At 43.5% G+C, this 23,541-nt stretch carries 16 protein-coding genes; 8 read left to right on the top strand and 8 right to left on the bottom strand.

The genetic code is table 11. The annotated features are described in order from the left end of the window. Positions 1–294 precede the first annotated feature (294 nt). Entirely contained in the window at positions 295–492 is a 198-nt protein-coding gene (locus QUA27_RS17740) for a hypothetical protein (protein WP_333069408.1), read from the bottom strand. Positions 493–967: 475 nt separating this feature from the next. On the opposite strand from QUA27_RS17740, the gene QUA27_RS17735 reads away from it, so the two are divergent. Both QUA27_RS17735 and QUA27_RS17730 read left to right on the top strand, forming a co-directional pair. Next, positions 968–1,231 carry a helix-turn-helix domain-containing protein gene (locus QUA27_RS17735; protein WP_333069407.1) on the top strand — a complete coding sequence of 88 codons (264 nt, stop codon included), beginning with the start codon at positions 968–970 and terminating at the stop codon, positions 1,229–1,231. 182 nt (positions 1,232–1,413) lie between these two features. Then, entirely contained in the window at positions 1,414–1,812 is a 399-nt protein-coding gene (locus tag QUA27_RS17730; protein ID WP_333069406.1) for a hypothetical protein, read from the top strand. 325 nt (positions 1,813–2,137) lie between these two features. On the opposite strand, the gene QUA27_RS17725 is transcribed toward QUA27_RS17730, so the two are convergent. Beyond that, positions 2,138–3,202: a DNA methyltransferase gene (locus tag QUA27_RS17725; protein ID WP_333069405.1), complete on the bottom strand. Its 1,065-nt coding sequence runs from the start codon at positions 3,200–3,202 to the stop codon at positions 2,138–2,140. A gap of 430 nt (positions 3,203–3,632) precedes the next feature. Between QUA27_RS17725 and QUA27_RS17720 the strand changes: the two genes are divergently transcribed. Continuing rightward, positions 3,633–4,202, top strand: coding sequence for a heme NO-binding domain-containing protein (locus QUA27_RS17720; protein WP_333069404.1), 570 nt, complete (start codon positions 3,633–3,635; stop codon positions 4,200–4,202). Further along, positions 4,199–5,590: an ATP-binding protein gene (locus tag QUA27_RS17715; protein WP_333069403.1), complete on the top strand. Its 1,392-nt coding sequence runs from the start codon at positions 4,199–4,201 to the stop codon at positions 5,588–5,590. Before QUA27_RS17720 ends, QUA27_RS17715 begins: the two co-directional genes overlap by 4 nt. 152 nt (positions 5,591–5,742) lie before the next feature. Here QUA27_RS17715 and surE read toward each other — a convergent pair whose 3' ends face one another. Further along, entirely contained in the window at positions 5,743–6,420 is a 678-nt protein-coding gene (gene surE / locus QUA27_RS17710) for a 5'/3'-nucleotidase SurE (RefSeq protein WP_333069483.1), read from the bottom strand. Positions 6,421–6,998: 578 nt separating this feature from the next. On the opposite strand from surE, the gene QUA27_RS17705 reads away from it, so the two are divergent. The 3 genes from QUA27_RS17705 (at position 6,999) to QUA27_RS17695 (ending at position 16,209) form a co-directional block, all read left to right on the top strand. Next, positions 6,999–9,068: a carotenoid oxygenase family protein gene (locus QUA27_RS17705; protein ID WP_333069402.1), complete on the top strand. Its 2,070-nt coding sequence runs from the start codon at positions 6,999–7,001 to the stop codon at positions 9,066–9,068. 102 nt (positions 9,069–9,170) lie between these two features. After that, positions 9,171–14,477: an AAA family ATPase gene (locus QUA27_RS17700; protein WP_333069401.1), complete on the top strand. Its 5,307-nt coding sequence runs from the start codon at positions 9,171–9,173 to the stop codon at positions 14,475–14,477. Between the two features lie 301 nt (positions 14,478–14,778). After that, positions 14,779–16,209 (top strand): DUF3370 domain-containing protein, encoded by a 1,431-nt coding sequence (locus QUA27_RS17695; protein ID WP_445251521.1) that lies wholly within the window; start codon positions 14,779–14,781, stop codon positions 16,207–16,209. Positions 16,210–16,500: 291 nt separating this feature from the next. On the opposite strand, the gene QUA27_RS17690 is transcribed toward QUA27_RS17695, so the two are convergent. The 4 genes from QUA27_RS17690 to QUA27_RS17675 all read right to left on the bottom strand — a co-directional run bounded on the left by QUA27_RS17690 (position 16,501) and on the right by QUA27_RS17675 (position 20,723). Beyond that, a complete protein-coding gene (locus tag QUA27_RS17690) occupies positions 16,501–16,656 on the bottom strand; it encodes a hypothetical protein (RefSeq protein WP_333069399.1) in 156 nt (51 codons plus the stop codon). A gap of 56 nt (positions 16,657–16,712) precedes the next feature. Next, complete coding sequence (locus tag QUA27_RS17685) at positions 16,713–18,008, bottom strand: dihydrolipoamide acetyltransferase family protein (protein ID WP_333069398.1); 1,296 nt, start codon at positions 18,006–18,008, stop codon at positions 16,713–16,715. A gap of 173 nt (positions 18,009–18,181) precedes the next feature. Continuing rightward, positions 18,182–18,622 carry a YlqD family protein gene (locus QUA27_RS17680; protein ID WP_015179467.1) on the bottom strand — a complete coding sequence of 147 codons (441 nt, stop codon included), beginning with the start codon at positions 18,620–18,622 and terminating at the stop codon, positions 18,182–18,184. A gap of 151 nt (positions 18,623–18,773) precedes the next feature. Further along, entirely contained in the window at positions 18,774–20,723 is a 1,950-nt protein-coding gene (locus QUA27_RS17675) for a long-chain fatty acid--CoA ligase (RefSeq protein WP_333069397.1), read from the bottom strand. A gap of 134 nt (positions 20,724–20,857) precedes the next feature. On the opposite strand from QUA27_RS17675, the gene QUA27_RS17670 reads away from it, so the two are divergent. Further along, a complete protein-coding gene (locus QUA27_RS17670) occupies positions 20,858–21,877 on the top strand; it encodes a leucine-rich repeat domain-containing protein (protein WP_333069396.1) in 1,020 nt (339 codons plus the stop codon). 212 nt (positions 21,878–22,089) lie between these two features. Here QUA27_RS17670 and QUA27_RS17665 read toward each other — a convergent pair whose 3' ends face one another. Next, positions 22,090–23,052 carry a hypothetical protein gene (locus QUA27_RS17665; protein ID WP_333069395.1) on the bottom strand — a complete coding sequence of 321 codons (963 nt, stop codon included), beginning with the start codon at positions 23,050–23,052 and terminating at the stop codon, positions 22,090–22,092. Positions 23,053–23,541 lie beyond the last annotated feature (489 nt).

Here is a 23,541-nt window from a genome sequence, read left to right as displayed (position 1 = left end):
TTTATAAGTATTTTATCTCAAAGAGAGCGGACGCGATCGCACTTTCAAGAAAGCTGACAATTAACTTTATATTTATACATATACTTTGTACTTTTTCCAGAGTCCCGACCGTTTTGAGGTCATAGTCTGAAACCCTTGATTTATCGTGGGTCTCTAGTGTGCTTTGGCAAGCGTTGCGATCGTACTGAGATCCGTGAAACCGTTATTCTCAGTAGGTAAGGCATCAAACACTGTCCGAAGTGTTAATCAACAGTAAAATAATATTCTTTTTGTCCACTGTGACTAACAGCTTTTTTAAACGGAGACTGCAAATTTGTTAGTTGTGTTTGCTTCAGGTGTCGCGAAGGCTGGCATGGTCATATCTCCATATTTTGATCTACTGTCATTTTTCAGGAAAATTAGATGTAAAACAACAGCTTTATCAGCGAGAATTTTTTTCGGTTGTCTCGCAGCAGTTATACGATCGTGCTTTTCAATATTTCCTTTAGTCATCGGGGTGAAAAGTAATTTCAGACATTGTACTTATGAGGAATTTATCGATATGCCTAACGGTAGAGGGGATTCGTTCAAAATCTAGCAGATAATATACTGCAGATGGTACCAAACTAACAGGGAGTAAGATATTTATAAAATCACCCCCTCTACTGGCAGTTAGGCAAATATGTCAATCTATGTTATGCTGAGTCAAAATTGAGGAAATATCATGTCAAAAGAAAGAAAAAGCAACAAAGAAGTCAAAAAGCCAAAGAAACAACCTGATGGTGTTGCTAAGCCGAAGGATGACAAAAAAAATTATGGTAGCACCGAGGGTCGCAAGTAGAGATAGCTGCCACTCTTGGAATTGCGATTAATTTTGTTCAATTGTCATTACTATCGATTTTTAACAAATTCAAATATCCTATTTTGGGATTATCCGAAAACAGGTTTATTATATCTAGGGAATATGCAGTGCTAAACCCAAAGAATAATGAAATCTGTTTTTAGCGATGAATATGAAACCTTCCGTTGCTGGATGATTGCTGCTCGTAAAGAAGCGCAGCTAACTCAGGAGTCTGTTGCTAAATCTCTTAAAAAGCCCCAGTCTTTCGTAGCCAAATATGAAAACGGTGAACGACGGTTAGATGTAATTGAGTTTCTGTTAGTTGCTCATGTAATTGGTGTAGATCCTTGCGATATTATTAGGAAAATTTCACAAAAAATATCTGAAGCATCTTGTGAGAGCGAGCTCTGAATACCCAAGATGTAATCAGACTTGCCTCCCAATATCTATATCGCTTATAGGGTAACACTTTCGACGTTTTAGATGTTATATCTAAACGTGTTACCGTAGATGCAGCGGTGAACCTGTCTAAATTTATCTCAAAGCTTTCGCCCTTAGTCGGAAATTTAATCGAATGTAACACCGTTGAATTCTTGAATCAACAAAATGAGTTCGCTGAATTTGGAAAGTGGCATAGGCAAGATCCGGGCTTTCCAGATACTATTTTCCTCGGCATAGTTCAACCAACGCCAGGATTAGAAATTAAAGCGTGGTTCCCACTAGGAACAGAGATAACAGCACGTTTCAAAAATAGTCATAATCACTTTAGGTTCGATCAGACCTACGTTGCTATCCTGGCATGGCTACCCGATAAAATCATCTATGGCAAGCCTCGGATTCTTGATGTGTGCGTGGTCTCTGGTTTATCGGTAGCTGTAGCGAGAGATACCCACTATCACAATCCGCCGGATTATCTTGTTTTAGAGCCGGAAGATACAACTCAAAAAACAGCAAATTTGCAACAAACAAACACCAGTGGATATAAATTCTAAGGCTCTGCTGAGGAGTTTTTAGAAGCTAAGAAAATAGTTGATTCATGGGTTACTCAAGGAAAAGTCTACAAACCCACTAGAGAGTATCAGCACCTTCTGCGGGAGCTACGGATACGCTATGAATATAGACTAGATACAAATTTTGCAAAAATGGACAGAATTGTACATCCAGGCATTGAGGAATTTAAGCGACGTGTCTACAATACTGAAGTTTCCGCTATGACCGTTGGTCGGTGGAATAAGCTTTTATCAAGTCGCCTAGAAGACAGCATCAAGAAATCCCTACAAGATTATCTACAGATTAGAGAAGAGAGTATTGATGAAATTATTGATTAAATCTCTGTAAACCATAGTAGAAATAGTCGGGGTCTATCTCGCAAGAAAAGGCTTTTCTTTTGAGTGTACGTGCTGACAAAGCTGCACTGAAGAGTCCACCAAAAGGTTCCCATATAACATCGTTTTCATCGCTCGATGCCTCAACAATAAGGTTCATCAGATCCAGAGGTTTTTGGTTGAGATGTAATGCTTTTCCAGAGATAGTCTTAACTCTCTCATCGCCCCGTAAAGCTTGACGCTCCCAAACGTTTGTAAAACCGTGAGGGCATCTAAATTTAGATCGCATCTTGCTCCATTCTTGTCCCGTTAAAGACTGATTACCATCCAGAGAAAAATAGGGTTTTCCTTGAGGATTACCATACTCATTTGCATAGTTGACTAACTTTTCAAACATCTCGGTCGGAGGAAAATACCACAAATGCCCTTGATCGAAGTATTTCCTGGTTGCTGCATCCACTACCCCGCAAGCATCGTTTGCCCGTCGTAACGGCAATCCTGAGCGTTTCCATTCTCGTAATAACCATGCTTTTAAGGTAAGTTCATTAACTGTTACTTCTCTGACGTATTGAACGCAGACTTCTGTAACGACGGGGAACCTGCAAATTTTTTGTATGTTAACATTCCCTGCGATCTGACCTTTTCCCTTGTTCAAAATATTGGAATTAACATAGCGCCAACCATACTTTTCGAGAAGTGGATGCACAACAGCCCAACCAATCTCTGAATTCCCAAACCAGAGTCTTGTGCATGGCATGGCTGCTTTTGACCATGCTTCGATATGATGTTGATACCAATTAGGTAAATCAATGCGATCGCACGTGTCTCCTTCAAACCCAAGAATACCGTAAGCTCCATCTGAAACGATGACAGTAGGTCGCTCCGAATTGTCGTAGTGATGGAGACTATCGCCCAGATATAAAGCAACGTATTCGTCACTCCATGCAGAAAAATTCAAGTTGGTATTGAGATTAGCTTTTTTTCCACGACCAACAGTGCTAGTCGCCTTGCTTTTTAAGATGGTGGGAAAATTCGCTTCAGGGTTACATCGACTCATTTGTTGATTTACGTGGTTCTAAAAATTCAGTAACTAATACCTTATCCTATTTTGGGATATCTGGTTGGCAAGACCCGTACAGTGTCGAACCCTGAGAGACGACAGCCTCAGTGTTTCAATCCCTAATAGGGATTTATTTTGATTGTGGTAAAAAAGAGGTAAGAGCTCGCTCAACCCAACAAATCTTCAAAGGTAACTCTGGCCACTCTACCCAGCCTACAAAAATTTTATATTTAAGTGCAAATACTTAACTTTACTAAATATGTAGGTAAAAGCACAAAATGATGACTAACTATCTATCGCACAGAAAATTGTGATATGATACACGAAATTTCGATCGGTGTAAATTCTACAGTCAAGAAACTGACTCGATATCAATTTTTTTATGATTGATAAAAGTAAATTACCAGTATAACTGGAGGCCGTTGAAATGTATGGTTTAGTTAATCGTGGGATTCAAGACATGGTATGCGATCGTTTTGATGAAGCTACTTGGGAAAAAATTAAGCAGAAAGCGCAAGTCCTAGAGGAGCAATTTCTCATTTTAGAAGCTTATCCTGATGATTTGACTCATCGTCTAGTTAAATCGGCCAGTGAAGTGCTTGGCTTGTCGGGTGCAGAAATTATGCAGGCATTTGGCGAATACTGGGTTAAATTTACTGGGACTGCGGGTTATCAAGAAATACTAGATATGGCTGGAGATACATTACCCGAATTTCTAGAAAATCTCGATGATTTACATATTCGGATAGGGGTACAATTCCCTAAGTTGCGACCACCATCTTTTGAATGTACAGAAGTTGCCAGAGATGCGATCGAGCTGCATTATCGCTCTACACGGGAAGGTTTCGCACCAATGGTAGTCGGGTTAGTTAAAGGTTTGGGCGATCGCTTCGAGACAGCAGTTGAGATCGCACACACTCAATCCCGTGAAGCAGGATTCGATCATGACATATTTCGGATTGAGTACAGATCGGAAGAGATTGTAAATGATTCATGACTAAGCCGCTATATACACTGAATCCCCAGATGTTTTGCGATATATTTCCATTTCATATAGGATTTAATCAAAATCTGGAGATTGTCCAAGTTGGCGAAGTATTGCAACGGACTCATCAAATACCATTATTAGGTGAACAGATAGATCGACATTTTCAAATTCATCAGCCAGCGATCGCATTTAACTTTTTGACTATTCAGCAAAAACTCAAATCATTATTTATTCTGGAATCCCGACATAACTCTCTACGATTAAAGGGGCAAATGGTCGCTCTGAAAGAGGATGGGGTGATCCTCTTTATCTGCTCTGTGTGGACTCCCGACTCAAGCCTACTCTCGAAATTAGCGGTTAAGTTGAAAGACTTTGCAATCCACGATCTGACTCCAGATTTTTTGTTTTTGCAACAAACTAGCCAAACAGCAATTCGGGAAGTTCAAAGCCTTACAGAAGAATTAACTAAGCAGAAAAATCAGCTTCAAGCATCACTAGAGGTTCAGAAAGAACTGACTTCTTTATCCCAAATTCAAGCACAACATTTAAAGCAGGCATTGAGTGAACTTCAACAAACGCAATCACACCTAATTCAAGCAGAGAAAATGTCTAGTTTAGGCCAGTTAGTTGCAGGAATTGCTCATGAAATTAATAATCCGGTCAACTTTATTCATGGTAACTTGAAATATCTGCAAGAGGATGTCCAAAACCTAATAAGTTTATTACACCTTTATCAGAAATACTATCCGCAGCCACCATCTGAAATTGAAGAAGAAGCTGCCATAATCGATCTCATTTTTTTAGAACACGATCTTCCTAAAATTCTTAATTCTATCAAAATTGGCAGTGAACGCATTCGCAAAATAGTTAATTCTCTCAGAAACTTCTCCCGCCACGATGAAGCGGCAATCAAACCTGTAGATATTCATTCTGGAATTGAGAGCACTTTGTTGATTTTGCAGCATCGGCTAAAATCTAATGGGGAAGCTCTAGAGATTCAAGTGATTAAACAATATGGTGAATTGCCTTTAGTCCAGTGCTACGCATCAGCAATTAATCAGGTATTTATGAATATTATCAGTAATGGCATAGATGCTTTGCGAGATGCACAGAAAAATTGTGCTGACTGGAACAAAGAACCCACCATTATTATTCGGACTTTAGTTAATGATTCTCAGAATTTGGTAGTCAGCATTGCTGACAATGGTCTGGGTATGGAACAGTCGGTAATCAATAAGATATTCGATCCATTTTTTACGACGAAGCCGGTGGGAAGTGGTACGGGTTTGGGATTGTCAATTAGTTATTCGATTGTGGTGGAAAAGCACGGGGGTAAGTTAAGCTGTATTTCTGCACCGGGAGAAGGAGCAGAATTTGCGATCGAGATTCCGCTCTAAATTCAAACCTGTAAGTTGAAACTAAAGCCGGCTGAAGCCGCTGAGATTCTTAAGAAATTGCTTCCTATCCTAAGTTTTGATGAGCCGATCCCTTGACGCTTTTTTGGGCAAACAATGCAAAAAATATAGTTTGATCCCATCGCCCAAATCTATCACAACGATATCTCAGTAACTGCAATATTACCCTCAAAACACACGTCAACATCAGTCCCCGCCGCCCGATCGCGCGAGCCATACTCTCCGGCATAATAAAAGTATTCTCCCTCCATCCGGTAAACCACCGGCAGTGGCTGCGTCGAAGGCTGGCAAAACACAATTTCCGGTTCCCCACTTCCCGGCGCTAAATGCGGCAAATTCACATTCCAGAAACACCCAGACTTTAGTTCCCGGTTCAGCAAATCCGCCAACACCCGCGATGTCCAGCGAGTAGCGACATCCCAGTCTATTTCGAGCGGCCTTTTAATCCGGTGGGAAATTGCGATTCCCGGAATACCGTGCATGGCTGCTTCCCGCACAGCCGCAACCGTACCCGAAATATACACGTCCACTCCCAAATTGCCACCCGCGTTAATACCCGAAAGCACCAAATCCGGCTTCGCACAAACGTGATGAAGAGCAATACGCACGCAATCGGCCGGTGTTCCCCCTACAGCATACTCAAATTCCGATCGCCGATCGACATGAATCGGACTGTGAGTCGTCACTTGATGCCCGCAGCCCGACAATTGCCCTTGCGGAGCCACCATAATTGTTTTGCCTTCTACAGCCTGCAAAAGTGCCTGAATCCCTGGAGCGTCGATGCCGTCGTCGTTGGTTAAAATTATCGTCATTAAAAATGTGTCGGTTTTATAGAACCGATTTGAGAGCGCAGAGGCTGGCAACCTTCTGATAGTTCTAGCCCAAATTGGTTGTTGGTTGGTGGCGATCGTCAGTATGAGCATTGCCACACATTTATATCATGACATTAATTGAACAGTTGCCGTAGAAATGTGGCGCGCCACATTTTAGCCCAGTAGTACCTTGATATGACAGCTAAAGCGACTTGTTACGCTTGCCCCAGTGCAGCATTCATGACATTAGTGTCGATGCAAACATCTAATCACATAATTTTTTCCTCGGCTCTCCCCGATGCTTGGTGTAAAGGTAGCCGATGATACTAAGTATCTGACGACTGAACGTTCAAACCCTCGATCGTGCTAAATTATTAGCTTGCATTATCACCATAAGTACGAGAGAGCCGATAATAAGTTAATGTCGATTCCAATTGGGCTTTGAGGCAGGGGATGGGAGAATAGATATCAAATCTTTATCAAAGATAGTATCTAAGTTACACTCCTCATTTCCCATTCATAAATCAAATACTTATCTACACTGTTACCATTATTACATTTTAACTCAGGAGAGCTACATGAATGAACCCACTAAAAGCAATACCAAAGCAGGCTGTCCCCCAGTTCCCGAATCGCTTGTCAAAGCTAAACGGGATGAACTCACCGACATCAAACTAAATATTACCAAGATGGGTGAGAAAGACTTACCAGATGACTTACAGGGTCATGTCTTTATCATTGCACCAGTCGGAACCATTGAATCAGGAGGTCTTCCCTTTACAAATGGAGACTCATTCTTAAGCGGCGACGGTATGATTTACCGATTCGACTTCCAGCAAAAAGGTGAAGTTTTATTAACTACACGGATTATCAGGCCACCAGATTACTATGCCGATGAAGCAAGCCAACCTGGTGAAAAATATGCCAAGTATCAATTCCGCAATCATGGCATCATCAGGTTTTCTTGGTGTCTTGGTTCTCGCAACGATTTAAGTATTGCCTTCCTGCCAATGAAATTTGCTGGGGACTCCCAAGAACGCCTGCTAGTTGCCTATGATGCGGGTCGTCATTACGAAATTGATACAGAAACTCTTAAAGTGGCAACTCCTGTAGGCTGGAACAAAGAGTGGCGAGGAGAAATTGAGCTGAATTTTCCCTTGCAGTGCCTGAATTTTCCCTTTTCACCCGTGCTTAGCACTGCTCACCCCGTATTTGACGTTCGCAAAAGCGAAATGTTCACGGTCAATTATGGTATGTCATTAAAAACTTTTCTCGGCATCGTAACTAATACGGCAAATAAACTAGCGAAACAAGTAAAGAAAGTTTTTCCAGCAGCTAAAAATTATGTAGAAAAATTCAAGCTTCCAGAAGATTTCATCTATCTAATTAGCTGGGATGGTAAAGGAGAACTAGAGCGATGGCAGCTAGTCTTTCCTGATGGTTCGCCAGTAAAAATTAAGCAAAGCATTCACCAAATAGGATTTTCTAAAGATTACGTGGTAGTTGTAGATACCTCTTTCAGGACAGGGATAGAGCAGATCGTTAACAACCCTTTTCCGAAAAACAAATGGTTAGAAAAATGCTTGCGAAAAAAACTGGATGTCATGGAGTTAGCAACAACTCCTGTCTATCTCGTACCTCGCGTTCGCTTGACAAAAGGCCAAAAATCTGGAGTTAGCGATCGCAAGGAGGACGTACCGACGGTGACTGTCCAAAAAGTAGAAATTCCTCTAGAGATTACCCACTTTCTCGTAGATTACGACAATCCCGAACAACTAATTACCCTTCATGCAGCACATACTTGTGCCTGGGATGTGTCTGAATGGATACGTGCCTATGATGATTCTCCTTATTGCGATTCTAAGTTACCTAGCCCATACGGGATGGAACAGAGCGAGATGGACATCAGTCGCGTCGGACGCTACGTTATTAACGGAGAAACTGGAGAAATCGTTGAACAGAAGGTTATTCCAGAGAAATTTATCCCTGAAGCAGAAGAGTGCAAGTGTACTTGGGGAGTAGCACTTTATGCTTATCTTGACCGACTTCCTTCGGCTCTCTATCCCACCATGCCACCAGGGAAGCTTGATAATATCTACTGGATCTCCTTGGGACTCTGGAAGGATCTAGTCAGTAAGTTCATGGTTGATTTCTTCAAAGACTATCCATCCAGAAAAGTGCCACTAGAGGAATTGCTCACAATTGCCAAAACAGAAGGCAGACCCAGTAGCTTGTTCCGGATGGATACGTCTTCAACTGAATCGATGAAGATTGCCGACTCCTATGAATTTCCTCCTGGTTATATCGGTCTTTCGCCCCAGTTTGTACCGCGCGGTGATGGTAACAGTTCAACGGATGGTTACATTACCTGCACTGTTTGGTTGAACAATACCTACGAGATCTGGATTTTCGAGGCTTGGGATCTCAAGCAGGGGCCGCAGTGGAAACTGAGTCATCCCTCTCTCAACTTTGGGTTAACTTTGCACACGACGTGGTTGCCAACTATAGGACGCCGCCAAGCTAGCTACAACGTGCCAGTGAGAGAGGATTATCAGGAATTAGTCGCTCAGAAGCGGTCTCAGGAGATTCAGGATCTGTTCGATGAAAAGGTGTACCCTCACTTTGAGAAAGAATTAAAATCGATCTGATAGTCAGAGTGATATCTTTAGTAAGCTTAGAGGTCAAAGCTAGTTGTAACTAGATCGCTCTGACCTCTAGTCGCTTTATAGTTAAACAAGAAAGGTAAAAAAATGATAATTCTATCTGGTTATACAATTACAGAAACAATTTATGAAGGAAACCAAACAGTTGTTTATCGAGGAATCAGAGAGCGCGATCGCCAGCCCGTTATTCTCAAGATAATTAAAAATGAATATCCGCACATTGATGAGATTACTCGCCTAAGACAAGAATACACCATTCCCCAAAAATTAGACGTTCCAGGAATTGTTAAGCCCTACAATCTGGTCACCTATGAGAATAGCTTTGCTTTAATCTTAGAAGACTTTGGTGGTCAATCTGTTAGCAAATTATTGAAAATAAAAAAGATCCAATTACCAGAGTTTTTAACCCTGGCGATTTATTTAGTAGAAACGCTCAGTCAAGTCCATAAAGTAGGGATTATACATAAAGATATTAAACCTAGCAATATCATCATCAACCCCGAAACGAGGGAAGTCAAAATAACTGACTTTAGCATCGCGATCGCCTTACCCAAAGAACAGCAAAGTATTGTCAATCCCAATTTGCTCGAAGGGACGCTCGCCTATATGTCACCCGAACAAACGGGAAGGATGAATCGAGCAATTGACTATCGCACCGACTTCTATTCTTTAGGAGTGACTTTCTATGAAATGCTGACCAACCAGTTGCCATTTAATACCACCGATCCAATGGAGTTGGTTTACTGTCATATTGCCAAACAACCCGTCCCACCTAAAGAGGTAGCAGAAATTCCCCAAGCTGTTTCAGATATTGTGATGAAACTGTTAGCAAAAAATGCTGAAGACCGATATCAAAGTGCTGCCGGATTAAAATTTGACCTGGAAACTTGTTTGCAGCAATTGCAGACAAATGGCCAGATTGAAAACTTTCCCATCGGTCAACGCGATCGCCGCAACCAATTACTCATTCCCCAGAAGCTTTATGGCAGAGAAAACGAAGTCCAAATTCTTCTAGATGCCTTTGGGCGAGTCAGCCTCGGTGCCACCGAGATGATGTTGGTTTCCGGTTATTCCGGGATTGGTAAAACTTCAATCGTCAATGAAGTTCATAAACCAATTCTAGCAGCGAGGGGGTATTTTATTGCGGGTAAATTTGACCAATTTAAGCGCAATATTCCCTATGCAGCTTTAATCCAAGCATTTCAAGAATTAGTTCGTCAGCTCTTAACCGAAAGTTCCGAACTGATTGCGGTTTGGAAAGAAAATTTATTAAAAGCGCTAGATAATAACGGTCAAGTTATTATTGATGTTATCCCCGAAGTCGAACTAATTATCGGTAAACAGCCGGAAGTTCCTCAACTGGGATCTTCGGAATCGCAAAACAGATTTAATCGGGTATTTCAACAATTTATTCGCGTTTTTTGTCAACCCGAACACCCGCTAGTCATATTCTTAGACGATTTACAGTGGGCAGATTCGGCATCTCTAAAGTTAATCCAACTCTTAGTCACTGACCCAGATAGCAAATATTTATTAACGATTGGAGCTTATCGAGATAACGAAGTCAGTCCCGTTCATCCTTTAATTCAGACAATAGAAAAAATTCAAGAAAATGAAACGGTGGTGAATAATATCACCATTCAAGCGCTGGCTTTGGATAGCGTCAACCAATTAATCGCCGACACTCTCGATGCCAGCGTAAACTCAGACAAAATTAAAGTTTTTTCTGAATTACTTTTTAATAAAACCCAAGGCAATCCCTTTTTCTTAACGCAGCTACTCAAAACCCTGTACTCGGAAAATCTGCTGGTTTATCAGGTGAATGCAGACCGCTGGGAATGGGAAATTCAACAAATTCAGGCGATTGGTATCGCAGATTTTAACATTGTTGAACTGGTCGCCAGAAATCTTCGCAAACTCCCAGAAACAACCCAGAAAGCATTAAAACTAGCGGCTTGTATCGGCAACCAATTTAACTTAGAAGTTTTATCAATTGTCAACGAAGAATCAAACTTAGCGACGGCTTCTCATTTGTGGGAGGCAATGCAAGCTGGTTTGATTCTGCCGCTATCTGAAAATTACAAAATTCCTCTAGTCTTTGCCCAAGAAGAGTTGGCATCTGTACGGGATATCAAAGTTGAATACAAATTTTTGCACGATAGAGTGCAGCAAGCAGCTTATTCTTTGATTCCAGAGTCAGAGAAAAAAGCCACTCACCTGAAAATTGGTCAACTGTTGCTGAATAATACAACAGAGCAAGAGCGAAAAGATAATATTTTTGCTCTGGTTAACCAACTGAATTTTGGCACAGATTTGCTAACTAATCAGTCAGAAAAAGATGAGTTGGCTGAATTAAACCTGATCGCCGGACAGAAAGCAAAAGCAGCGACGGCGTATGAAGCTGCTGTTAATTATTTGAATATAGGTCTAGAACTGTTGAGTCAAGATAGCTGGGAAAGTAGATACCATCTGACATTTAATTTTTATCTAGAAGCGGCGGAAGCCGAATATCTCAATGCCAATTTAGAACGAGCGGGGATATTGTGCGATCACACTCTCCAACAAGCCAAAACAATCCTCGAACAAGTCAACTTATATGTGCTGAAAATTAGGCTTAACCTCGCTAAAAACCAGATTCAATCTGCGTTAGATAATGGGCTGAAAGTTCTAGAAATGCTGGGAGTGACCCTATCCCAATCACCCCCCCAAGTGTTAAATATCGAGGAGTTAGCGAACTTGCCAGAAATGAGCGATCGCTACAAGCTGGCAGCTATGCAGATTTTGCTTCTCATATTCTCACCTGCTTGTTTTGGAGATGCCAAGCTATCTCTACCAATTCTGTATACTATGATCGAGCTTTCCAGTCAGTACGGAAATTCTAGCCCATCTATTTATGCCTACTGTAACTATGGTGGAATCGTAACTTGGCAAATTCCAGACATAGATTTTGCCTATCAACTCGGTCAACTAGCTTTGAATGTATTAGATAAGCTGAATGCCAAAGAGTATCGTTGTAAAGCAGTGCTTACATTTTGCATTACTATCCAACATTGGAAGCAACATACTAGGAATACTATAGAACCCTTGCGTCAGGCAATTCAAGACGGTTTAGAAGTTGGCGATATAGAATTTGCTTGTCATACGGCTGACTTTTACTGTGCTCACTTGTTTTTTGTTGGCGAACATCTTGAATTTGTGGCTGAGAGGTTGGAGCAATATATTGATTTTGTCAACAAATTTAAGCACGTGTACCAGTTGAATTTGTTGAAAATATTTGGTCAAGCTGTATCGAATATTAGAGGAGATTCTGAAAATAAATGCAAATTAATTGGTAAAAATTTTAATGAAGTAGAAAAAATTCCGCAATTTATTGAAGAACAAAATGTAATTTGTTTGTTCTACTTGTATTTTTTTAAGTCCCGTTTGTGTTATTTATTCAAAGATTACTATGGGTGTTTAGAAAATGCTGAATTAGCTGCCCAATATTCGCATTTTGTTCGCAATATAGTTCTTTTTGTTGAATATATTTTTTACTATTCACTTGCTTTAATTGCTCAGTATGCAAATAGTAGTTTTTCTGATGAAAACGAGAATAGCGAACAACAATATCTGACACAAGTAGAAGAAAATCAGCAAAAGATGAAATATTGGGCGCAACATTGCCCAATGAATTACCAGCATAAGTATGACTTAGTAGAAGCAGAAAAAGCCCGCGTATTGGGTGAATCTTTCTCAGCAATGGAATATTACGACCGGGCGATTGATGGAGCCAAGGAAAATGGATATGTGCAGGATGAAGCCCTCGCCAATGAACTAACAGCAGAATTTTATTTAACTTTAGGTCGTCAGAAAGTAGCGCGTACCTACATGATAGACGCTTACTATGCTTATATTCGCTGGGGCGCGCAGGCAAAAGTTAAAGATTTAGAAGAGCGCCATGCTAAATTACTCGCACCTATCGTCGGTAGGAAAAACAGCCTTGCGAGTGGAGGAGAGGAAACGATTGTTCAGAGCAGAACTACTATCACTTCTACCAGTTCAGGTGCTGGACAAGCTCTGGATTTATCAACAATTATCAAAGCCTCCCAAGCGCTCTCAGGGAAAGTTAATCTCGATGAATTGCTCTCGAATTTGATGCAAGTCTTGCTGGAAAACGCGGGAGCGGAAAAATTTTATTTCCTCATACCTGACCCAGCAGGTAAGTGGAAGATTGAAGCTCAATGTACGGGTGAACGATGTCAATTAATCTCCAAGTCAGCGACTGAAAGTCAAGAGATTCCTATCTCGCTGGTTAATTATGTAGAACGCACGCAAGAAACTCTTGCGATCGATGATGCAACCACTGAAACCAGGTTTGCATCTGACCCGTATATTATTCAGCAGCGACCTAAATCTATCTTGTGTAGCCCCCTGATCAATCAAGGTAAATTGGTAGGCATCCTATACCTAGAAAATAATTTAACAGCGGGGGCTTTTACGCGCGATCGCCTAGAAGTCCTCAACATCATTTCCGCCCAAGCTGCGATCTCCATCGAAAATGCCCGCCTCTATCAAACTTTAGAAGAAAAGGTGCAACAGCGCACCGCCCAACTCGCCGAAGCCAACCAGGAAATTAGCGCCCTCAACAACAAACTTAAAGCCGAAAACATCCGCCTCAGTGCTGAGTTAGAAGTCACGAAACGACTGCAACAAATGATCTTGCCCAAACAATCAGAACTCGATCAAATTAAAGGATTAGAAATAGCTGGATATATGCAACCTGCCGATGAAGTTGGTGGCGACTACTACGACGTGCTAACCCAAAATGATAAGGTAAAAATTAGCATCGGCGATGTTACGGGACATGGTTTAGAAAGTGGTGTATTAATGATTATGGCGCAAACCGCCGTCCGCACTCTCCAACAAATGAAAGAAACCGATCCGGTGAAGTTTCTTGATGTGTTAAACCGCACGCTTTATGCCAATATCGAGCGCATCGACTCGTCTAAAAACATGACCTTGGCTTTGTTAGACTATCAAGATAGTAACTTCAGCCTCAGCGGTCAACATGAAGAAGTTATCGTAGTCCGTACTGATGGTAACATCGAACTGATCGATACACTGGAACTCGGTTTTCCCCTGGGATTAGAGGAAGATATTTCGGGTTTTGTTTCCCAAATTCAAGTGCATCTTAATCCAGGGGATGTAGTAGTGCTTTACACAGATGGAATTACCGAAGCTGTAAATATAAATCGAGTGTATTACGGCATAGAAAGATTGTGCCAAGTGGCGAAAGAAAATCGCCACAAAACGGCTGAAGAAATTCGACAAGCAGTAATCGATAATCTGTGGCAACATATTGACAAATATAAAGTTTTTGACGACATTACGTTGGTAGTCCTAAAACAGAAATAACGCAAGTTGGGAATTGGGAATTGGGAATTGGGAATTGGTAATTGGTAATTGGTCATATCAAGTCCGGTTGCACCGGACTTGTATAGTGGGGGTGTAGTCGATCGAGACGAAGAGGCTCGCTCCATTGCCTTCCTTGGACGCGACTTCTCCAAAGTCCTAAATTGGGCGCCCAATTTACCGCAAACATTCACCTAAAATCCAAAAACCCCCAAAAACATCAACCAACTTGTGATAAAGTTTTGTGTCGATTGCTTTGCGTCAAGGCAATCTTTTGCAAGTTCAGTTAAACGCGCTCTCAGCAATGTTTTTGCCAATTTTCCCCCTAGCTCAAACAATCCCCGCACTTCCCGCCCAACAACAACTGATCATCGACCCAGAAGTCCCCATACCCGAAAACGAACTGGATTTGCCGCCACAGCGAAGCAGCAGCCTGCTGAAAACCCTGACGGTACCTCAGCAAGTGCGCGTTTTGCCGGGACAACTCGACAGCATCCCGGTTTTCAACAGCAACAGCCCGGAAGTTGTGCAAACCGAAGGCATTTTGCTCTCCACATTTCCCCCGGAAGGAAAACAAGTACCTTCTGCACACTTAAACTTTCCTTTCAAAGGTCGATTTGACATCTTCGCCCACCACATCGCCAAAGCTAAAAATCGCGCCGAAACTCGCACCTTATTTCAAGGCATAATTGTCCACAATCCCAACTCGGAACCTGTTACTTTAAAAGTATTGCAAGGAGCGACTTATTTAACTCGACCGGATGCCTTGTTTGTCGATTTGCCGTCGTATTTAGAGAATCGATTCGGCACTGTGTTTGCGGGGCCTGGAAGCCGCATCACGAGCGATGTGCTGCGGGGATACAGACAAGCCATTTTGCCGGCTGCGATCGAGATTCCCGCGAATGAGAGCCGAATGCTGATGAATTTGCCGATACCTGTGGGGAATGTCACCCCTTCTTCCAACGGTCGATCGACCTTGATGCGAATGTCGAGCAGCAATTCGGTTTATGTAGCATCATTAGCAATGTTTGCTCCTAAAAGTCAAGGAGGAGTCGAGCAATATCCCACATTAGAACAGTGGGAAAATATTTTAAATACCCAAGGTTTAGCGGGGCCGAGAGATTTAGCACCAACTCCGAGAGGCGAAAATCCGGTGCAAAAAATTTACGGCCGCGTGGCAGGAGTAGCTGAAGGTTCCCAGTGGCAAGCTAAAATTACGGACAATTCGAGAACGGATTATTTAACTATTCCCAAGCGCGGCGAGTCATTTTCCTATGCTTTGAGCACTACTGATACGGGTACTTTTGGAACTGGTCAAGTTCAAAGCGCTAAAATGTTAGCTCGCTATCCCGATACTGCTTATTTTGCTCACGGTAATTACGGGATTCAATACAACTTAACTTTTCCCCTTTACAACAAATCTCGTGAATCCCAATCTGTTAGCATTAAAATGCAAACACCAATTAAAGCAAATACAGAATTGGGGGGATTGATGTTTTACGATCCTCCCGAAAATCGGATATTTTTCCGAGGTACGGTGCGGGTAATGTTTAATGATGATACGGGCAAGACTTTGACGCGCTACATTCACATTGTGCAGCGCAGGGGACAGCAGGGGGAACCTTTGGTGAATGTGAATATGAAGCCGGGGGAACGCCGTTTGGTGCAGGTGGATTTCTTGTATCCGCCGGATGCGACGCCGCCGCAAGTTTTGACAGTGCGATCGAGTAATTAGTTATTGGTTGACGGTTGACGGTTGGCTGTTAAGGGTTGACTGTTAACCTTTGGATTTTTTTGTTAATGAGTTAAGATAGGCATTAAGTTTTGGTGAAAGTTCATTTAATAACGGATGCAGTCGATCGCTCTGTTCTTGAGTCAAAAGATTGCGAGTTCCGTTAAGTCTCAACCAATGTCTTGGTTCGTTTAATGAACCCAAGAGCAAATTTCCCAAAACGCTGATTATCTTGATAGCTATAGCGTCCATGTCATTCTGCAATATTAGCACCAACAATATCAGCCGATCGCACTATTTGTTTTGTTTGCCCATCGTATCCTTGGCAAAGTCGTCCCACTTTTTAACAATCAACCATATTTGGTTTGATATTTTTTCAGCTAAGCGATCGACTCTTAGCTGTTGGAAGCTTTCTCGATGAGATCCTTTGAATAGTTGATTGCCAAACATTGACAGTCAACTGTCAACTGTCAACTGTCAACAGTCAACAGTCAACAGTTAACTAATTAAAGCGTTAAAGACTGAGGATTTGTCTCAATCAATTTCGCTAAATCTTGCAAGAAAGACGCCGCATCAGCACCGTAAATAATCCGGTGATCGCAAGTAATATTCACCTGCATTTGGCGCTTAACTCCCATCAAACCTTCCTCGTTTGCTACTACTTGCGGCCGCGAAGAGCCGATCGCCAAAATCGAGCCTTGATTCGGCGGCAAAATCGCGTCAAACTTGTCTACTCCAAACATTCCCAAATTGGAAAGAGTAAAAGTTCCCGTGCTGTATTCATCCGGCTTCAACTGCTTGGTGCGGGCGCGATCGACTAAATCCTTCCAAGTGCGCGAGAGCGAATAAATATCGAGGCGATCGGCATTTTGCAGCACCGGCGTAATCAAACCGCCGCCGTCCATCGCCACCGCTACCGCCACATTAATATCAGCGCGGTATTGAATTCCCGACTCCACATAAGAAGCATTCAGCAGAGGATGTTTTTGTAAAGTTACTGCTACAGCCTTCGCCAGCATAGCCGTCATCGTGACGCCCTTCGACTTAATTTGTTTGTAGAGTTTGTCGAGATTATCAGTAGTAATTGTGTAACCGACGCGGAAAGACGGCACGCTCAAACTTGCTTCCATATTCCGCACCACCGCATTTTGCAGCGCGTTCATCGGTACTGTTTGACCAGAAAGTGCCACCGCCGGGACTGGTGCGGGGGCGGGTTTGGCTGGTGCGGGGGCGGGTTTGGCTGCTGCGGGTGCGGGTGCTGCGGGGACTGTTACCTGTTGCTGAACCGGAGCGGGTTCGGCTTTGCCGGCTGCTGCTTCCACATCCTCTGCGACAATGCGACCGTTGGGCCCGCTGCCTTTGATAGAATTCAAATCTACTTTAAACTCTTTGGCTAATTTGCGAGCGCGGGGAGAAACGACGCTGCGGCCGTTTTGGCGGCTGACATTTTGCTGCAAACCTGCTGACGATGTAGCTGCGCTCACAGGAGCGGGGCTGGGAGCCGGGGCTGCTGCTGCGCTTGGGGCGACGGCTCCTTGCTGCTGAGCTACGGCGATTTCGGCTTCCGTTTCTGCTACCAGGGCGATTGCCGCTCCCACCGGAGCAACTTCGCCCGCAGGTACGATAATTATTGCTAAATAGCCTTCGTAGAAAGACTCCACGTCCATGTCGGCTTTGTCGGATTCCACGACTACCACCGTTTCGCCTTTTTCTACTTTGTCTCCAGCGGATTTGACCCAGGAAACAATTTTGCCCTCTGTCATTGTCGAACTCAGGGCTGGCATGAAAACTTCGCGAATCATCTGTAAAAAGTCCTTTTGTGTTGGTAATAGGTAATCGGTATTTGGCAATTGATCGTTGGCGATCGGCCACCGGCAATACTTATTATTATGCCAGTGTCTCGCATTCTTGATGTGTGACTGTTGACTCAAAATCAATTGCCAATTACCGATCGCCAATTACCACTTACCAATTTCTAAATATCACCTCGAATTTCTTCGACTATGCCGTCGCGGAGGAGAATTTCTACTTGCATTTTTTGAATCAAGTTTTCTCCGAGCCCGACAGTGAAAGTGCCGTCAATTTGACCTTGACTCACTTCTTGTTCCAGGTCTAGCACCTGCACTTGCTGAAGCTGTTGCAGGTTTTGGTTTTTCTGTTCAAGCAGTTCGCTTTTTCTTTGATTCACCTGCACTTGAATGTTTTCTATTTGCTGCATTACTTGCGGGCCTGGTGGCTGCAGATTTTGCTTTTGGATTTCTGAAATCATCCGCTGCCCTTGCATTTCTAACTGTTGTAGCTGAGAATCTATTTGGTTGATTTGGGCTTGGAGTTGCTGTTGAGCTTCTTCTTTCCAGCGGGGAGTAACGACGACTTTAACGTTAATCGATCGTTTCAAGAGTAATTGTGGTTCCATAAAGTTGTTGCTTGTCAATTAGGAATTAGGCATTAGTCATGAGTCATTAGTTGGTAAACATGAACTAATGGCCCAGGACTGAGGACTCGGACTCGGGACTGGGGTGTTGGGATAATTTTTTCTTTTCCATTCCCCAAGTCCTGCGAAGATTTCAAAACATCCCGTCAATCATATCGCGGTAGTGTTCCGTCACAACCGGGCGCTTAATTTTAAGGGTCTGGGTCAACATTCCATTTTCGATCGAAAATGGCTCCTGAATCAACCGGAACGGGCCGATGCGATCGTCCGCGCGGTATCCGGGGCGATTTTGCACCTCTCGGTTCAATTCTTTGCGGAATAAATCTTGAATTGTCTTGCTATTCCAGTCAATTTCATGTATAGGGGGATTCTGAGTTTCTGCCCATTTCTGTACGGCTTCTGCATTGGGGACAATTAAGGCACCGATGGATTTCTGGTCTTGACCTACTAGCATAATTTGGTCGATGTAGGGGCTGCGGACGCAGGCGTCTTCTATGGGCTGGGGTTCGATGTTTTCACCGTTGCTGAGGACGATCGTATCTTTAGCCCGCCCGGTTAAGATTAAGTCGTTTCCCGGTGTCAGCCAGCCCAAATCACCGGTGTCGAACCAGCCTTCGGGGTCTATGGCTTTGGCAGTCGCTTGCGGATTGAGATAATAACCTGCCATGATTTGCGGTCCCCGCGCCAATACTAAACCGCGCTGGCCTGTTGGCAGTTGCTGTCTGGTTTCTGGGTCTACTATTTTAATTTCCGTATGGGCTAGAGGCTGCCCCGCGGAACCTTTAAGATTGTGCCAAGGGCGGCGGACGGTTAAAACCGGGGACGTTTCGGTTAAACCATATCCCACTAACAAACCGATATTCGTTATTTCAAAGAAATTGTCTATATGCGCGGCCAAAGAACCGCCGCCGCTAATCGCCCATTTTAAGCGTCCCCCTGTAGCTTGCCTGACTTTTTGGTAAACCAGTTTTTCGGCGAGGGCGTGTACGGGCGACAACACAATGCTTTTGGTGCGGGCGATTAGTTTTTCAGTAGCAGAAGCAGGTTTTAAATTGAGAGTTAATCCTTGAAAAATGCGGCGGGCCTCGATGTATTGCTGGCTGGCAGATAACAGGAAATCCACCAATTTTTGTTTGTTAGGTGGCTGTTCCCGAAATTGCTTTTGTACGGCCTCGTAAATCGATTCCCAGATGCGCGGAACGCTGACCATGTACTGGGGTTTGTAAGTTTTAAAGTCTTGTTTGAAATAGCGAATATTGGTGTAAATTTGCGTGCATCCTTGGGAAAGCAGGAAGTATTCGACGCTGCGTTCGTAGGCGTGCCAACTGGGCAGAATGCTGAGGGCAGATTCGCCGGCTTCGGGCTGGAGAACTGTGCCCAAGGTGTTGAGTTGGTGCAGCAGGTTCCCGTGAGTCAGCATGACGCCTTTGGGTTTGCCGGTGGTGCCGCTGGTGTAGAGGAGGGTGGCGAGGGTTTGAGGCTTGTGGTTGGTGGGTTTGAGGGGGCGGTTTGCCCCTGTAGTCATGACTTGGGAAAATTTGACTGTGCTTAGGGTTGGGCTGGTTTCCGGTTCTTCGTCGGAGAGGAGGACGACGAGTTGGATGGGCAAATCCGGGAGACGGTGTTGCAGTTTTTTGAGTAATGCCCGGTTTTCGACTACCAAGGCGGTGCTGCCGCTGTCTTGGATGATGTACAAAAGTTCTTCGGGGTCGGCGGTGGCGCCTCGAACGGCGTTGGCTGCCCCAGCCATCATGATACCTTGGTCGGCTATCAGCCAGCGGGGGCTGTTGTCGGCGAAGAGGGCGACGCGCGGAGGGACGGCTTCTTCTGGATTGGCTTCGATGCCGAGGGCTTGGAGGCCGGCGGCGAATTGCTGGATTTGTTGGTAGAGGTCGGTGTAGGTGAGTTTGATTTCGGGCTGGCTGTGGGGGTCGTGGAGGGCGACGGTTTGACCGAATTGTTGTTTGACGATCGGCCAAAATTCGGGTATCGATTGAATGGAAGTGTAATCGATTAGCTTGCTGAGGTTAGCGCGATCGCGATCGGTCATTTGAGATGATGTGTAAGATGCTGGGCCGTTCATAGGGTATTTTCCGGGGTTTTGGGAGATAAAGTTATTGGTACAAGTTTAATATCAGAGCTATTTTAGAACTTTATGGCAGTCTCGTGACAGTTTGACAACCTGCCATTGCCTATTCAGAAAATTAGAGATGCAAGATGATGAAAATTATAGTTGCACAGAAACAGATGAATTTATCAAGGTTGATAGTAGTTGCTTTTAGTGCGATCGTAGCATTATCTGGAAATGCGCTTTACTCCGAAATTGCGAGGGCGCAACCGGGAAACAACAGGCGAACATTTGCCGATTGGTGCCGCCAAAAAGATGATTTGAGTCCTGAAACCAAACATACTGTTGAGGTGCTATTGGAGAAAGCTGAAACTACTGAGTGCGATGCGGCCGATCGGAAACTTTCGAGTCTCACGGAACTAAACCTCTACAAAAATCAAATCAGCGACATCAAGCCGCTAGCATCCTTGACTAACCTGACTTCGCTCAGCCTCATCAACAATCAAATCAGCGACATCAAACCGCTAGCATCCTTGACTAACCTGACTTTGCTCTGGCTCGAAGGAAATCAAATCAGCGACATCAAACCACTAGCATCCTTGACTCACCTGACTTTGCTCTGGCTCCAAGGAAATCAAATCAGCGACATCAAACTGCTAGCATCCTTGACTCACCTGACTTCGCTCAGCCTCATTAACAATCAAATTAGCGACATCAAACCGCTAACATCCTTGACTCACCTGACTTCGCTCTGGCTCATCAACAATCAAATCAGCGACATCAAACCACTAGCATCCTTGACTAACCTGACTTCGCTCTGGCTCGAAGGAAATCAAATCAGCGACATCAAACTGCTAGCATCCTTGAGTAACCTGACTCAGCTCATCCTCGTCAACAATCAAATCAGCGACATCAAACCGCTAGCATCCTTGACTAACCTGACTTCGCTCTGGCTCATCAACAATCAAATCAGCGACATCAAACCACTAGCATCCTTGACTAACCTGACTTCGCTCTGGCTCATCAACAATCAAATCAGCGACATCAAACCGCTAGAATCCTTGACTAAACTGACTTCGCTCTACCTCAGTGGAAATCCGATCGCACCCAAGACTTGTCCTCTCAAGCCAGAGTCTATCTGTAAGTGGGAACCACAAGCTAAACCATAAAACTTGAAAATGACGCCGGATCGCACTTCAATATTTCAGTCACGAGCGACGTGTTGCTGATAAAGTACGATCGCCAATTCTATCCTCACATCGGCTTCAGTCAGGGGGAGATTGTCGGGAAGGTCGATCGTAATTTGCATGATTTATCTATAATTTAACTCTTGTGGAACAGGCATCTTGCCTGTTCATGAAACTCGTGCAATATCTCAGATTTAAGCGACCTTGCGCGGTGCATCAACCATCGGCGCTGTGCCAAACAAATGTCTGAGATAACTGCGACTGAGCTCGCGGTTCCAGCGCCGCAGCCGCACCATCACTCGCGTGAATGTAAAAGTCAATTCCAACACCAAAGAAATCTGTTTGAGACTGAGTGAAGTATTAAACACATCATTGCCGTGCGTGCGTTCAATCTGATGGTGTTTCAGCAAAGCAATCAGGTTTTTGGTAGAGCCTTTCAGTTGATTGAAGTAACTCTGGGAGAATGCCCAGCGGCTGAAACCCCAAAACTTAGCCAAATGATTGATTTCATCCTGTAAAGGCTGCGAAATTGCCTGTTGCAACGCTCCAGTTGAGTGTACCATCAACCATAAATAAACAGAAGTAGCTCCCCACTCGGTACTCAGGCGACTAATCACGTGTTTGTAGGTATCTTGCCAAGCGTCACCTGTGGATTGACAGCCATTGACAGAGTTCGGTTTAACTTGCAGTTTTTCTGCTGTAAGTTGCTGGTAAATTTTCCTAAATGTCGGGCAATGTTGGCGTTCTTCTTTTTCCCAGACACCTATCTCTAGAATGTTGTCATTGGCATCAAAATTTCCTCCCATAAACCGCGCCATTTGCGGGTAAATATGCTGTAAGTAGCACCAGCTTTCTCTACCGTAGCTGCGGATGGGAGCTTCAATTTCTGCAGCAATTGCCAAAATTTGTAAAAATATTTCTGGCTTGACACCAATAATTTGGTCGCGATTGATTCCTTGCCAATCGATGGGTTCCCAAGGGCGGGGATGCGGGGCGGAAAATTGCTGGGGTAGATCGGAAAGTCGATCGCTCAAAACTTCCAATGACATATAATGGTCGATGAGGGAGTTAATCCTGGCCCGACTTTGCAAGTAGCGAGGGCTTTGATACTGATTTCCAGCCAAATCAATTGTATATACCTTACCAGTAGCTTTCATTGTTTCTGCATGTTTGTAACTTTTACAGCTATTGTGCAAAAGGCATTGGGGAAGTCGCAATGAGTAACGTGCAGGCTGTTCAATTACTACGAGTTGGTTGGAGTTAGCCGAACTCAGGTGAAATGGCATGAAGTAGGGTGAACTAAACAACAGATGATACGGCTAAGATGTGCCGCAGAGTAGCCTTTCTTCCATCAATCGTCTATACTTCAGTCTTGACCAATTCCATAAGTAGAAAGTTTGTGGTACTGGGATTGCCAAAATTTTTTATTTTGGCTCTTTCGTACCTACTGTGCTAAAATTTTATTTTAGGAAAATGCCCGCTAATCACAGATATAATTTCAAAATAGTTAAACTTTCTAAATCCAAATCCACAACCCTTTAACAATTTTAATTTGTTATTAATTTCTTCTATAGCAATCCTAAATGATTCGTAAAAACTTATAATTTATAATAGTTAAACCGTGTGTTAATATTTAGATTGGGAAT

The sequence above is a fragment of the Microcoleus harperi Pol14_C6 genome, assembly GCF_036701295.1.
Classification (GTDB): domain Bacteria; phylum Cyanobacteriota; class Cyanobacteriia; order Cyanobacteriales; family Microcoleaceae; genus Microcoleus.
The sequence above is the reverse complement of the archived record's forward strand: the minus strand, read 5'-3'. Positions and strand labels throughout refer to the sequence as shown.

Coding starts and splice junctions, on each gene's coding strand:
- QUA27_RS17740 (WP_333069408.1), bottom strand. CDS start 492: ATGACTAAAGGAAATATTGAAAAGCACGATCGTATAACTGCTGCGAGA.
- QUA27_RS17735 (WP_333069407.1), top strand. CDS start 968: ATGAAATCTGTTTTTAGCGATGAATATGAAACCTTCCGTTGCTGGATG.
- QUA27_RS17725 (WP_333069405.1), bottom strand. CDS start 3,202: ATGAGTCGATGTAACCCTGAAGCGAATTTTCCCACCATCTTAAAAAGC.
- QUA27_RS17720 (WP_333069404.1), top strand. CDS start 3,633: ATGTATGGTTTAGTTAATCGTGGGATTCAAGACATGGTATGCGATCGT.
- QUA27_RS17715 (WP_333069403.1), top strand. CDS start 4,199: ATGACTAAGCCGCTATATACACTGAATCCCCAGATGTTTTGCGATATA.
- surE (WP_333069483.1), bottom strand. CDS start 6,420: ATGACGATAATTTTAACCAACGACGACGGCATCGACGCTCCAGGGATT.
- QUA27_RS17705 (WP_333069402.1), top strand. CDS start 6,999: ATGAATGAACCCACTAAAAGCAATACCAAAGCAGGCTGTCCCCCAGTT.
- QUA27_RS17700 (WP_333069401.1), top strand. CDS start 9,171: ATGATAATTCTATCTGGTTATACAATTACAGAAACAATTTATGAAGGA.
- QUA27_RS17695 (WP_445251521.1), top strand. CDS start 14,779: ATGTTTTTGCCAATTTTCCCCCTAGCTCAAACAATCCCCGCACTTCCC.
- QUA27_RS17690 (WP_333069399.1), bottom strand. CDS start 16,656: ATGTTTGGCAATCAACTATTCAAAGGATCTCATCGAGAAAGCTTCCAA.
- QUA27_RS17685 (WP_333069398.1), bottom strand. CDS start 18,008: ATGATTCGCGAAGTTTTCATGCCAGCCCTGAGTTCGACAATGACAGAG.
- QUA27_RS17680 (WP_015179467.1), bottom strand. CDS start 18,622: ATGGAACCACAATTACTCTTGAAACGATCGATTAACGTTAAAGTCGTC.
- QUA27_RS17675 (WP_333069397.1), bottom strand. CDS start 20,723: ATGAACGGCCCAGCATCTTACACATCATCTCAAATGACCGATCGCGAT.
- QUA27_RS17670 (WP_333069396.1), top strand. CDS start 20,858: ATGATGAAAATTATAGTTGCACAGAAACAGATGAATTTATCAAGGTTG.
- QUA27_RS17665 (WP_333069395.1), bottom strand. CDS start 23,052: ATGAAAGCTACTGGTAAGGTATATACAATTGATTTGGCTGGAAATCAG.